The 13,544-nt window shown below is 63.5% G+C and carries 11 protein-coding genes; 5 read left to right on the top strand and 6 right to left on the bottom strand.

Annotation, left to right across the window (positions count from 1 at the left end; translation table 11 throughout):
* Positions 1-24 precede the first annotated feature (24 nt).
* The 5 genes from bfr to KVT39_RS38000 form a co-directional block, all read right to left on the bottom strand.
* Positions 25-501, bottom strand: a complete 477-nt coding sequence (bfr, locus tag KVT39_RS13395; RefSeq protein WP_006762677.1) for a bacterioferritin — start codon at positions 499-501, stop codon at positions 25-27.
* Between the two features lie 193 nt (positions 502-694).
* Positions 695-2,218, bottom strand: a complete 1,524-nt coding sequence (locus KVT39_RS13400) for a fumarate hydratase (RefSeq protein WP_034183495.1) — start codon at positions 2,216-2,218, stop codon at positions 695-697.
* 35 nt (positions 2,219-2,253) lie between these two features.
* Positions 2,254-2,862: a TIGR00645 family protein gene (locus KVT39_RS13405; protein ID WP_217589320.1), complete on the bottom strand. Its 609-nt coding sequence runs from the start codon at positions 2,860-2,862 to the stop codon at positions 2,254-2,256.
* 113 nt (positions 2,863-2,975) lie between these two features.
* Positions 2,976-3,884 carry a DMT family transporter gene (locus KVT39_RS13410; protein WP_034183497.1) on the bottom strand — a complete coding sequence of 303 codons (909 nt, stop codon included), beginning with the start codon at positions 3,882-3,884 and terminating at the stop codon, positions 2,976-2,978.
* 145 nt (positions 3,885-4,029) lie between these two features.
* On the bottom strand, positions 4,030-4,194 hold the full coding sequence (locus KVT39_RS38000; protein WP_254640490.1) for a hypothetical protein: 165 nt from the start codon (positions 4,192-4,194) through the stop codon (positions 4,030-4,032).
* On the opposite strand from KVT39_RS38000, the gene acs reads away from it, so the two are divergent.
* The 3 genes from acs to KVT39_RS13430 all read left to right on the top strand — a co-directional run bounded on the left by acs (position 4,187) and on the right by KVT39_RS13430 (position 8,618).
* Positions 4,187-6,169 (top strand): acetate--CoA ligase, encoded by a 1,983-nt coding sequence (gene acs / locus KVT39_RS13420; protein ID WP_217589323.1) that lies wholly within the window; start codon positions 4,187-4,189, stop codon positions 6,167-6,169. The two genes, KVT39_RS38000 and acs, sit on opposite strands and share 8 nt — an antisense overlap.
* 85 nt (positions 6,170-6,254) lie before the next feature.
* Entirely contained in the window at positions 6,255-6,599 is a 345-nt protein-coding gene (locus KVT39_RS13425) for a DUF4212 domain-containing protein (RefSeq protein WP_034183498.1), read from the top strand.
* A gap of 3 nt (positions 6,600-6,602) precedes the next feature.
* The gene (locus KVT39_RS13430) at positions 6,603-8,618 is read left to right on the top strand and encodes a sodium:solute symporter family protein (RefSeq protein WP_217589325.1); all 2,016 of its coding nucleotides are present in this window, start codon (positions 6,603-6,605) and stop codon (positions 8,616-8,618) included.
* Positions 8,619-8,833: 215 nt separating this feature from the next.
* Here KVT39_RS13430 and KVT39_RS13435 read toward each other — a convergent pair whose 3' ends face one another.
* Positions 8,834-10,303: a PLP-dependent aminotransferase family protein gene (locus tag KVT39_RS13435; RefSeq protein ID WP_105391872.1), complete on the bottom strand. Its 1,470-nt coding sequence runs from the start codon at positions 10,301-10,303 to the stop codon at positions 8,834-8,836.
* Positions 10,304-10,395: 92 nt separating this feature from the next.
* Here KVT39_RS13435 and KVT39_RS38480 point away from each other — a divergent pair, with 92 nt between their 5' ends.
* On the top strand, positions 10,396-12,468 hold the full coding sequence (locus KVT39_RS38480; RefSeq protein ID WP_105391873.1) for a PepSY domain-containing protein: 2,073 nt from the start codon (positions 10,396-10,398) through the stop codon (positions 12,466-12,468).
* Between the two features lie 217 nt (positions 12,469-12,685).
* Positions 12,686-13,429, top strand: coding sequence for a DUF4198 domain-containing protein (locus KVT39_RS13445; RefSeq protein ID WP_105391874.1), 744 nt, complete (start codon positions 12,686-12,688; stop codon positions 13,427-13,429).
* Positions 13,430-13,544: the final 115 nt, after the last annotated feature.

Consider the following 13,544-nt stretch of genomic DNA (forward strand, 5'->3'; position numbering starts at 1 on the left):
CGGACGGCGCGGCGGGCGGGGCGATTACTCGGCCGAACCCATCATCGTTTGCTGGTAGTTCTGCAGGCCGACCTTGCCGATCAGGTCGATCTGCGTTTCCAGCCAGTCGATGTGCTCTTCGGTGTCGTCGAGAATCTTTTCGAAGATTTCGCGCGACACGTAGTCACGAACCGATTCGCAGTAGGCGATCGCTTCCTTGCACGTGGTCTGCGAGATCTGCTCGAGCTTCAGGTCGCACTTCAGGATCTCTTCCGTTTCCTCGCCGACGAGCAGCTTGTGCAGGTCCTGCAGGTTCGGCAGGCCGTCCAGCATGAACACGCGCTCGATCAGCCAGTCGGCGTGCTTCATTTCGCCGATCGACTCGTCGTACTCGTGCTTGCCGAGCTTGTCGAGGCCCCAGTGCTTGTACATGCGCGCATGCAGGAAGTACTGGTTGATCGCCGTGAGTTCATTCTTCAGTTGGGCGTTCAGATATTCGATGACTTTCTTGTCGCCTTGCATGGCTGTTCCTTGTTCAGTGGGGCTTCAGAAACCGAACGATAATCGCTCGAACGAGAAAAGCCAAGCCTCGAAGCCTTGTCGGGCCTGCCTTTTGCGTGTAATGAGAATCAGCCTTGAAGAACCGGCTGCGCACAATAATGAGAACGAGAAGCAAAAAGGCCGGACTCCCGTCCGGCCTTTTGTGCGATCGAGCTTAAGCGGCTGCGACCGGGATCTTGCCGATCTTCGCCTGCCACTCCTTCGGACCGGTCTGGTGCACCGACGTGCCCGACGAATCGACGGCGACCGTCACCGGCATGTCCTGCACGTCGAACTCGTAGATCGCTTCCATGCCGAGGTCTTCGAACGCGAGCACCTTCGCGCCGCGGATCGCCTTCGACACGAGGTAGGCCGCACCGCCGACCGCCATCAGGTAGGCCGCCTTGTGCTTCTTGATCGCGTCGATCGCGACCGGGCCGCGCTCGGCCTTGCCGACCATCGAGATCAGGCCCGTTTGCGCGAGCATCGTCTCGGTGAACTTGTCCATGCGCGTGGCCGTCGTCGGGCCGGCCGGACCGACCACTTCGTCGCGTACCGGATCGACCGGGCCGACGTAGTAGATCACGCGGTTCGTGAAGTCGACCGGCAGCTTCTCGCCCTTCGCGAGCATGTCGGCGATGCGCTTGTGCGCGGCGTCGCGGCCGGTGAGCATCTTGCCCGACAGCAGCAGCGTCTGGCCCGGCGTCCAGCTCGCGACTTCTTCCGGCGTCAGCGTGTTCAGGTCGACGCGCTTGCTGGTTTCCGTGTTCGGTTCCCACTGGACCTTCGGCCAGGCGTCGAGCGACGGCGCTTCGAGCTTGGCCGGGCCCGAACCGTCGAGCACGAAGTGCGCGTGGCGCGTGGCCGCGCAGTTCGGGATCAGCGCGACCGGCTTCGACGCGGCGTGCGTCGGTGCGGCCATGATCTTCACGTCGAGCACGGTCGCCAGGCCGCCGAGGCCCTGCGCGCCGATGCCGAGCGCGTTGACCTTCTCGTGCAGTTCGACGCGCAGTTCCTCGACCCAGTCCTTCGGGCCGCGCGCGATGATTTCCTGGATGTCGATCGGCTCCATCAGCGATTCCTTCGCCATCAGCATCGCCTTCTCGGCGGTGCCGCCGATGCCGATCCCGAGCATGCCGGGCGGGCACCAGCCCGCGCCCATCGTCGGGACCGTCTTCAGCACCCAGTCGACGATCGAGTCGGACGGGTTCAGCATCACGAACTTCGACTTGTTCTCCGAGCCGCCGCCCTTCGCCGCGACCTGCACGTCGACCTTGTCGCCCGGCACGATCTCGTAGTGGATCACGGCCGGCGTGTTGTCCTTCGTGTTCTTGCGGGCACCTTCCGGCGGGTTGACGATCGACGCGCGCAGCACGTTGTCCGGGTGCGTGTAACCGCGACGCACGCCTTCGTTGATCATGTCGGTGAGGCCCATCGTCGCGCCGTCCCAGCGCACGTCCATGCCGACCTTCACGAAGATCGTGACGATGCCGGTGTCCTGGCAGATCGGGCGCTTGCCTTCCGCGCACATGCGGCTGTTCGTGAGGATCTGCGCGATCGCGTCCTTCGCGGCCGGGCTCTCTTCCAGCTCGTACGCGCGGCCGAGTGCCTGGATGTAGTCGAGCGGGTGGTAGTAGCTGATGTACTGCAGCGAATCCGCGATGCTCTGGATCAGGTCTTCCTGTTTGATGACGGTCATGGCTGAGACTCTGTGAGGACAGTGGGGAATACGTTTTATGCGTTGACGGCTGCTTCGACCGGCTGGCGGGACGCGGCCGCGGCGGGCGCATGCGTGTCGTGGAAATGGGCCGGGTGCGTGTGGGTCGTCAGGCGGTCGACCCACGCCATCACGAGCGCCGACACGAGGAACGACACGTGGATGATCACCTGCCACATGATCGCGTGCGTCGTGTGCTGGTCGGGGTTGATGAAGGTCTTCAGCAGGTGGATCGACGAAATGCTGATCAGCGCCATCGACAGCTTGACCTTCAGCACGCCCGCGTTCACGTGGTCGAGCCATTCGGGCTCGTCGGGGTGGCCTTCGATGCCGAGGCGCGATACGAACGTTTCGTAACCGCCGACGATCACCATGATCAGCAGGTTCGAGATCATCACCACGTCGATCAGGCCGAGCACCGCGAGCATCACGCTGACTTCGTCGAGGCCGGCTGCATGCGACAGCAGGTGCCAGACTTCCTTCAGGAACAGGAACACGTAGACGGCCTGCGCGACGATCAGGCCCAGGTAAAGCGGAACCTGGAGCCAGCGGCTCATGAAAATCAGCGCGGGAAGCGGGCGGAGCGGGCGACGGGCGGGGCGGCCGGGCGAATGCGGGGCGGACATGATGGCGGTGCGGGCGCGGTGCGCAGGTATCGGGGGTAATCTTGAAAAGGCGCGCTATTGTAACGCGTCGGCCGGCGCGACTGCAGCGACGCGCCGGCACTGGCGGGGACCGATCAGGATGCGGCCGCCGGCACGCGTTTCACGCGCAGGCTCGCGAGCACGATGCCGGCGACGACGCACGCGAGCGCGATGCCGTGCGCGAGCGTCGGGCGCTCGCCGAGGAATGCGATCCCGTACGCGGCCGCGGCGATCGGCAGCACCGCGCTGAACACGCCGGCGAGGCTGCCCGGCACGTGCCGGATGCCTTTCATCCACAACCAGAACGAGAAGATGCTGGCCGACAGGCCATACCAGACGACGAGCGCCCACGTGCCGGCCGGCACGCTTGCGTAATCGAAATGCCACAGCGCCGTCGCGCCGAGCGGCAGCATCAGGAACAGGCCGAACAGGTGCGTGTACGCGCAGATGTCGATCGGCGCGAGCGTCTGCGTGAGCCGGCGCGACAGGATCACGTAGATCGATTCGCAGCACACCGCGCCGAGGATCAGCAGGTTGCCGGTCAGCGAGCCGGATGCGTCGCCGTGGGCGCCGTGCGCGGCCGCGCTGCCGTTGGCGAGGTTGATCGTCACGACGCCGGCGATCGCGAGCGCGATCGACACGAGCGCACGGCCGTTCGGTTTCTCGCGCAGGATCAGCCATGCGAACAGTGCGACGATCGCCGGGATCGTGCTCGTGATGACGCCGGCCGCCACCGCGCTCGTGCGCTGCACGCCGTTGAGCATCAGCAGCGTAAACATGAAGGTGCCGAAGAACGCCTGCAGGAACAGGTTCAGCCACTCGCCGCGCTTGACCGCGCGCATCTTCACGGGGCTGAACAGCGGCCACAGCACGGCGATCGCGATCACGAAGCGCAGCGTGGCGAGGATGGCGACGGGGACGAATGCAACGATGGATTTACCGATACCGACGTTGCTGCCGACGAACAGCATCGACAGGATGAGGAAGAGGGCGTAGCGATTCAAGCTGGAATCCGGGGGGCGAGTTCAGTTAGGATTGTAGGGTCGCGGTCGTTACGGCGCAAAGCGCCGCCCGGCGTGCGAAACGGCCATGCCGCGTAAGTGACGGGTAAGTTGGAGCGCTTATCGTGGAAATTGCCGCGCCGCACGTTCATCGTCGTGTGACGTGGTGCGGTGCAGCATCGCGCGCAGCCTTCGCGGCCGTGTGCGGGTGGTGGGAGACAGCGGCGCGGATGCGCCGGCCAAGACGCGCGGCGCGCACGATCGCGCCGCCATGCAGAGGATTCATGTTCACCAAGGGGTTGTCGATGTCCACGATTGAATCGGTTCTTCACGAAACCCGCCAGTTTGCGCCGCCCGCGGCGCTCGAGCAGGCGGCGGCCATTTCCGGCATGCCGGCCTATCGCGCGCTCGTCGCCGAGGCCGAACGCGATTACGAAGGCTTCTGGGCGCGTCTCGCGCGCGAGGGCCTCGCGTGGCACAAGCCGTTCACCAAGGTGCTCGACGAGAGCAACGCGCCGTTCTACAAGTGGTTCGACGACGGCGAGCTGAACGCGTCGTACAACTGCCTCGACCGCCACGTCGAAGCCGGCAACGGCGAGCGCGTCGCGGTGATCTTCGAGGCCGACGACGGCACCGTCACGCGCGTCACCTATGCCGATCTGCTGGCGCGCGTGTCGCGCTTCGCGAATGCGCTGAAAAAACGCGGGATCGGCAAGGGCGACCGTGTCGTCATCTATATCCCGATGTCGATCGAAGGCATCGTCGCGATGCAGGCCTGCGCGCGCATCGGCGCGACGCACTCGGTCGTGTTCGGCGGCTTCTCCGCGAAATCGCTGAACGAACGGCTCGTCGACGTCGGCGCGGTCGCGCTCGTCACCGCCGACGAGCAGGCGCGCGGCGGCAAGACGCTGCCGCTCAAGAGCATCGCCGATGAAGCGATCGCGATGGGCGGCTGCGAAGCGGTGAAGAGCGTGATCGTCTATCGCCGCACCGGCGGCAAGATCGACTGGCATACGGGCCGCGACCTGTGGATGCATGAGATCGCGGACGGCGAGTCGGATCGTTGCGAACCGGAATGGGTCGGCGCCGAGCATCCGCTGTTCATCCTGTATACGTCGGGCTCGACCGGCAAGCCGAAGGGCGTGCAGCACAGCACCGGCGGCTACCTGCTGTGGGCCGCGCAGACGATGAAGTGGACCTTCGACTGGAAGCCGACCGACGTGTTCTGGTGCACGGCCGACATCGGCTGGGTGACTGGCCACACGTACATCACGTACGGCCCGCTCGCATGTGGCGGCACGCAGGTCGTGTTCGAAGGCGTGCCGACCTACCCGGACGCCGGGCGCTTCTGGAAGATGATCGGCGACCACAAGGTCAGCGTGTTCTACACCGCGCCGACCGCGATCCGTTCGCTGATCAAGGCGGCCGACGCCGATGACAAGGTGCATCCGAAGAGCTATGACCTGTCGAGCCTGCGCATCATCGGCACGGTCGGCGAGCCGATCAACCCCGAAGCGTGGATGTGGTACCACAAGCACGTCGGCCAGGAGCGCTGCCCGATCGTCGATACGTGGTGGCAGACCGAGACGGGCGGCCACATGATCACGCCGCTGCCGGGCGCGACGCCGACGGTGCCCGGTTCGTGCACGCTGCCGCTGCCGGGCATCATGGCGGCCGTCGTCGACGAGACGGGCCAGGACGTGCCGAACGGGCAAGGCGGGATCCTCGTCGTCAAGCGCCCGTGGCCCGCGATGATCCGCACGATCTGGGGCGACCCGGAGCGTTTCAAGAAGAGTTACTACCCGGAAGAGCTCGGCGGCACGCTCTATCTGGCCGGCGACGGCACCGTGCGCGACAAGGACACCGGCTACTTCACGATCATGGGCCGGATCGACGACGTGCTGAACGTGTCGGGCCACCGGCTCGGCACGATGGAGATCGAGTCGGCGCTGGTGTCGCACGAGCTCGTTGCCGAGGCGGCCGTGGTCGGCCGGCCGGACGACACGACGGGCGAGGCGGTCGTCGCGTTCGTGGTGCTGAAGCGTTCGCGTCCGGAAGGCGAGGAAGCCGCGGCGCTCGCGAAGACGCTGCGCGACTGGGTCGGCAAGCAGATCGGACCGATCGCGAAGCCGAAGGACATCCGCTTCGGCGACAACCTGCCGAAGACACGCTCGGGCAAGATCATGCGGCGCCTGCTGCGCTCGCTCGCGAAGGGCGAGGCAATCACGCAGGACACGTCCACGCTCGAGAACCCGGCCATTCTCGATCAGCTCGCCGAAGTGCGCTGATCTCACCTGTCGTGCGCCACGCGCGCATGAGCCCCTGCGCGGCAATCCCGATTGTCCGCGCAGGGGCTTTTTGCTAAACAACGGCATGACCGTTCCGACCCGTCCGGCGCCTGTCGCGCCGCCGCCCGTTCCCGAGCCGCTCGCGCGTGCCCACGCGCGCTACTGGCGCTTCAACGTCGCGTTGATCGCGGTGCTGATGGCGATCGGTTTCTCGGTGTCGTTCATCGTGCCGTTCTTCGGGCCCGCGCTCGCCGGGGTCCGGTTCGCCGGCTTCAGCCTGCCGTTCTATGTCGGCGCGCAGGGTGCGATTCTCGTGTATCTCGTGCTGATCGTCGTCTACATAGGGCTGATGCAACGCGCGGACCGCACGCTGCGCCGCGCGTACGACGACCATGCGGCGCGCACCGGCAATGCGCACGGCGGGCGCTGATTCATGCTGACGCATCGACTGATACGCGCATACGCGCTCTACACGCTCGGTTTTCTCGGGTTCGTGCTGCTGATGTGGCGGATCGAGCGCGCAACCGGCTCCGGTGTCTGGATCGGCTACGTGTTCCTGTTCGTGCCGATCGCCGTGTATGCGGTGATCGGGCTGCTGTCGCGCACGTCCGATCTCGTCGAGTACTACGTGGCCGGGCGGCGCGTGCCGTCCGCGTTCAACGGGATGGCGACGGCGGCCGACTGGCTGTCGGCCGCGTCGTTCATCGGCCTGGCCGGATCGCTGTACTCAACCGGCTACGACGCGCTGGCGTACGTGATGGGCTGGACGGGCGGGTTTTGCCTCGTCGCCTTCCTGCTCGCGCCTTATGTGCGCAAGCTCGCGCGCTACACGATTCCCGATTTTCTCGGCACGCGCTTCTCGAGCACGGCCGTGCGCGCGCTGGCGGCCGGCGCGGCGATCCTGTGTTCGTTCGTGTATCTGGTCGCGCAGATCCAGGGGATCGGCTTGATCGCGACGCGCTTCATCGGCGTCGATTTCGCGATCGGGATCTTCTGCGGGCTCGCGGGCATTCTCGTGTGCTCGTTTCTCGGCGGGATGCGCGCGGTCACGTGGACGCAGGTCGCGCAGTACATCATCCTGATCAGCGCGATCCTGATTCCGGTGTCGCTGATCGCGATGAAGAACGGGCTCGGCCCCGTGCCGCAGTTCAATTACGGCAAGCTGATGGAGCGCGTCGCGGCGCGCGAGGCGCATGTGCGCGATGCGGCCGACGAGCAGCAGGTGCGCGACGCGTACCGTCGGCAAGCCGCGGATATCCAGACGCGGCTCGACCGGTTGCCGGCGTCCTATGCGGACGCGCGCAGGCATCTCGCCGACCAGCTCGCCGACTTGCGACGCCACAACGGGCCGCTGCGCGAGATCAGCCAGCGCGAGCGCGAGCTGGCCGACTTCCCGCGCGATCCGGCGGCGGCACGCGTGGCGTGGACGCAGACGCGCGACGATCTGCTGGCCCGTGCCGAGCCACCCGTGCCGATGCACGAGCCGTTTCCCGCCGCGAGCGACGACGAACGCAAGCCGCGCGAGCGGAATTTCCTCGCGCTGCTGCTGTGCCTGTCGCTCGGCACCGCGAGCCTGCCGCATATCCTGACGCGCTACAACACGACCACGTCGGTTGCGTCGGCGCGGCGCTCGGTCGGCTGGACGCTGTTCTTCATCGCGCTGTTCTACCTGAGCGTGCCGGTGCTCGCGGTGCTGATCAAGTACGAGATCCTGGCGAACCTCGTCGGGCGGCCGTTCGCCGAATTGCCCGCGTGGGTCACGCAATGGCATCACTTCGAACCCGACCTGATCAGCGTCGTCGAGGTGATTCGCGACGGCATCGTGCACTGGTCGGAAATCCAGATGCAGCCGGACATGGTCGTGCTCGCCGCGCCGGAGATCGCGGGGCTGCCGTATGTCGTGTCGGGGCTGATCGCGGCCGGCGCGCTTGCCGCGGCGCTGTCGACCGCGGACGGGCTGCTGCTGACGATCGCGAACGCGCTGTCGCACGACGTCTATTACTGCATGGTCGCGCCGGACGCGTCGAGCCAGCGGCGCGTGACGATCTCGAAGGTGCTGCTGCTGGGTGTCGCGCTGTTCGCGTCGTATGTCGCGTCGCTCAATACCGGGAAGATCCTGTTTCTCGTTGGCGCGGCGTTCTCGCTGGCGGCATCGAGCTTCTTTCCGGTGCTCGTGCTCGGTGTGTTCTGGAAGCGCACGACGACGCGCGGCGCGATCGCCGGCATGGTGACGGGGCTCACGGTGTGCGTGTACTACATCGTGTCGACCTATCCGTACTTCACGCAGCTGACGGGGGTCGCGGGGCACACGTGGTTCGGGATCGAGCCGATCAGTTCGGGCGTGTTCGGCGTGCCGGCGGGGTTTGCGGTGGCGATTGCGGTGAGTTTGTGCGATCGGCGGCCGGATGAATATACGCGGGCGTTGGTGGATTACATTCGGCATCCGTGAGGGGGAGGGCGCGGGGAGGCCGGCGGGACGGAACGGTCGCATTGCCACACACGCCGACGATCAAGTAGATGGGTTCGTCCATCACGGCTTCGACGGCTTCGGGAAAGAGATGTGGCCGAGTATGACTAATGAAAAGCGTCGAACAAGCGCCAATGCTACTCGAGATATTGAACGAATCAGGCGACGTGGTTTGTGTTTGACGCTCGCCGGGTTCGCTACCTCGAATCCTGAACGGATATGACGCGCTCGACGATATGGGCGAAGGTCTGGACGGAGGGGCGGATGGCTTCGATATCGAGCGCGCCGAACCCCAACAGAAATCCGTCACGAAATTTTGGATCGCCTTGATTGAACGTGTGAAGCCGGCGAAGGTAAATGCCCTGTTCGAGAGAACGCGATATGGTCGTGTCGAAGTCGACCAGATCGCGAATCCTGACAGTCATATGCAGACCCACCGCGTTTCGCGACGTCTCGAGTGCATCGCCAAAACTCTGATCCAGGCATCGGAGCAATTCCGAATGTCTTGCACCGTAGATATCGCGCATCCGCCGAATATGCTTCGCGAAATGCCCGTCGGCAATGAAGTCGGCCATCGCCGCCTGTAACGAAAGGTGCCCTGGCCTGTACAAGCGTAACGAAGCGGCTGCAAAGGAATCGACCAGATCGGGCGGAACGACGATATAGCTGAGCCTCATGCCGGGATACATGATCTTGCTGAACGTTCCCATCAGAATGACGCGATCGCTTTTATCGGCACCTTGAAGAGACGGAAGCGCGCGCTGGTCATATCGGAATTCACTGTCGTAGTCGTCTTCCAGCACGAATGCGTCCCACCGCTCGGCAGCCTCGCACAGCCGGGTGCGCCGTTCGTCCGACAATGTGACGCCCATCGGAAACTGATGCGATGGCGTCGTCACGATCAGGCGGGGCCGACGCACGCATCGTTCGATCTGTATGCCGTTGTGATCGACGGCAATAGCCTCCACATCCAGCCCATTGGCACGCAACAGGATCGGTGTCGCCCAATGGCAAGGGTTCTCGACATAAGCCAGTTCACCCGCATCGGCCAGAATGCGCGAGCAAAGATCGATCGACTGATTGCTGCCCATGGTCACGATGATCTGTTCCGGGGTAGTTCGGACTGCTCGCGATATGCGCAAGTAATCGGACAGTGCGCGGCGCAACGGGAGATATCCCCCTGGATTGGAGTAGCCCATGAGATCCACGTGCTGCTCCCCGAGATAGCGATTCTGGATACGCCTCCATGTCTGATAAGGAAAGTGAGCCGTATCGCAGACCCCAGGCACGAACGCGCCCTTGCGCTCCTGAATGCCGGCGGGAGCGCGTATCAGTTGCTCCCCGCGTTCAGACAGCGTTCGTGCCGTCGACGCTCGGAGCGACGGCTTCGTCGATTGCGGCAGCGTGTCGGCGACAAGCGTGCCGCTCGTGGAGTCGGAACGAAGATAGCCGTCGGCCGAGAGCCTTTCGTAAGACGTTACGACGGTTATCCGGGAAACCTCGAGTGCCGCTGCGAGCGTTCGCGACGACGGCAAACGCGTCGAGGCCTTCAGCGTGCCGTCGGATATCGCGTCTCGGATCGCGTTCGCGATCTGGACCTGTAGCGGTGCGGACCCGTCTCGACGAAGGCGGCTGATCAGGAGGTCGGCGAGCAGCGAGTCAGCCATTGGACCTATCGAACTTTCTGAATTGGACTCATAGCATCACCACGGGAACACGTACTGTCAAGGCCAACCTCTTTCCGTTTATTGGCGGTCCTATGCGAGTATCTCTGGGCAAGAATATTCTTCAGTTACATCGGGTGATAGGTCTGAGCATTGGCCTGTTCGTCGTCATGGTGGCGATGACGGGCGCGGGCATGCTATTTCGTGCGCAGCTCGAACCGGTCGTCTACCCTGGTCTGCTCAAAGTTCAGACGTGTAACGCGCGCCTGCCGCTCGATACGTTGATCGCCAATGCCCGCGCTTCCAATCCGGCAGCAGGCCGGCCAAAGCAACTCCGCATATACGGTGACGCGGATTCCAGCACACGTATTCTCCTTGGCGACAACCGGTGGTACTACGTAAATCCATGCACCGGCAAAGTCCTCGGAAGCGAGGATCGTTACGGTGGCCTGTTCGGTGCGATGGCTGCCCTCCACAGTTTTCATTTCCTGAAAAATGGAAGCGTTGTCGCAGGATCGCTTGCGCTGACATTTGCGTTCGTCCTCGTCGTTGGCGGCCTGGCGGTGTGGATTCCGGAGACGCTGCGCAAACGCAGGCGAGCCGACGCGACCGCGGTCAACCTTCCCGTTCGTGCGCGCCGGCTCAACCTGCACAAACGGCTCGGCGGCTATGTCAGCGTCATCCTGCTTGCGTGCGCGCTCACCGGTGCCTTGCAGTCGTTCCAGTTCGTGAGGGACGCGCTCTATGCACTGACGGCCTCCATGCCCCCCACGCCGTCCCCCAAACTGGTCGTGCAGTCCACTACGCCCGGTTTGCCCGTGGAGGAACTGTGGCAACGAGCACAGGCTCTGGTGCCGAAGCCGGAATATGCCCGCATTCACTACCCAGCCAATCCCGGGGATGCTTTCAACGTCGACCTCGTCGCACGCGGCGCACCGCATATCAATGCATTTTCCTATGCAAGTCTCGATACGAGAACGGGCAAGGTATTGCGGTTTACTTCCTATTCCGATAACAGCTTAGGTCATCGAATTTACCTGACGGCGCTTGCACTGCATTACGGATGGCTGAGCGGCGGGTTTCTGCAAGTGCTGCAACTCATCGGCGTACTCTCGGTGCCGGTCCTGGCTTACATCGGCATCGGAAGCTATCTGCGCGGAAAACGCAAACGGCCTGAATCGGCGCTCGCGTCGGCGCCCGCGGCTCAACAGACGACGCTCACGTTGAAAGTGGCCAGGAAAACAGCCGAGGCGGAGAACGTTCAATCGTTCGAACTCGTCGACCCTGCCGGAAAACCGCTGCCGCCATTTACGGCCGGCTCCCACATCGATGTTCATGTACCCGGTGGAAAGGTGCGTCAATACTCGTTGTGCAATTCCTCAGCGGAGAGGCATCGTTATCTGATTGCCGTCATGCTGGCCGAATCGACGCGCGGCGGATCGAAGGCCATGCATGAGCGGCTCGGCGAAGGGGACTTGATCGAAGTCGGCCTGCCTAAAAATTTCTTCCCGCTCGTGGAAACCGCGAAGCGCTCCGTGCTTGTCGCGGGCGGTATCGGTATCACGCCGATCCTGAGCATGTCGGAACACCTGGCTGATGTGGGAGCCGATTTCGACATGCACTACTTTGCGCGCTCCGCGTCTCGCGCTGCCTTTGTCGAGCGCATCCAGCGTTCGACATTCGCCGACCGCGCTTTCTTTCACTTCACGCAAGACGAGCAACAGCAGCGGCTGGACCTGGCCGGATTTTTCGACAGTCACGATACCGAAACGCACCTGTACGTATGCGGCGGTGAGGCATTCATGAATGCGGTCATCAACGCAGCATTGGGAAAGGGGTGGCGCGAAGACCGAATACACCGGGAGTACTTCAGCGCAGAGCAGAGGGAATGTGACGGAAATTCCGAATTCGATGTCGTGATCGCAAGCACGGGCAAGACGATTCGGATACCCGAAGACAAGACCGTCATGGTGGCTTTGGCTGATTGCGGAATCCATATTCAGGCGTCGTGCGAACAAGGCGTCTGCGGCACCTGCGTGACGCGTGTGCTGGATGGCGAACCGCAACATCGCGACTTGTTTCTCTCCGATGACGAGAGAAAAAGAAACGACCTCTTCACTCCCTGCTGCTCGCGCGCCAATAGCCGGACGCTGGTACTCGATCTTTAAGTGAAACGACCGGCAGCGCCGGTAAAACCAGAAACAAATTTCTGATTGGAGAGGCCGTTGGCGCGATCGAGGATCGCGCTCTCGGCTTGGCATGCGCTCGTCAAGCGCAGGTGCGAGCTATTTGCAGCGTTGCTGCGACTGCACGGCGCATCGCCTTCATGGGCAATGAGATCGACAGGAATCGACCGTTTTTTTCAACCACTGGATGGAGATACAAATGAAGATCCCGACAAAGCTGGCCGTCGTGGCAAGCCTGCTCGCAGGCATGGGCACGAGCAGCCTCGCGCAGGCCCATGGCATCTGGTTCGCGCAGCGCTCGAACCAACTGGCGTTGGTCTACGGCATCGGCGCCGACGATCTGGACATGATCAAGCGGCAGTCCAAGGTAAAGAGCGTCACCGCCTACGACGAACAAGGCAAGGAGGTTTCCACGCAACTCACGGCCAGTGGCCCGCTGCTCGTAGTGAATACCGACAACCAGCCGGCAATCGTTGCCGGCGTGTTGGACAACGGCCTGTGGAGCAAGACGACGGACGGCAAGTGGTACAACAAGGGCAAGGATGAAGTGCCCAACGCCGAGATCAGCTTGCACACGTTCAAGTACGCGGTGCATCTGCGTCGCCCTCTGCATGGGGCGATGCCGATACTGCCAGGGCAGAAGCTGCAGATCGTGCCGGTCGGCAATCAACTGCCGGATCGGATGGGCCAGCCGCTCACGGTTCGGGTGCTGTATGACGGCAAGCCCGCAGCGGGCGTCGAGGTGCAGCCAGACCTTCTCAACGATCCCGACTCCGAACCGCTTAAGACGGGAGCCGACGGCAACGTGACGATTCCGGTGCGCAACCAGGGTTTGAACGTCGTCGTTGCGAAATTCGACTCGCCGTCGTCGGAACCCGCGAAGACGAACAGCGACGAGCACGAGGCCACGCTGTCTTTCGTGCTGCCGCATCTGCCGGAGTGATCGACCGGACCGCCATCTGCTGGTCGCCTGCAACGATGATTGCCGGCGTTCTCTTCGTTCCCGAAAGCGCTGACTGCCACGCATGAAGGACATTGTTTCAACTGCTTTTATTCAC

Source organism: Burkholderia sp. GbtcB21, from assembly GCF_019091065.1.
Lineage (GTDB): Bacteria > Pseudomonadota > Gammaproteobacteria > Burkholderiales > Burkholderiaceae > Burkholderia > Burkholderia pyrrocinia_C.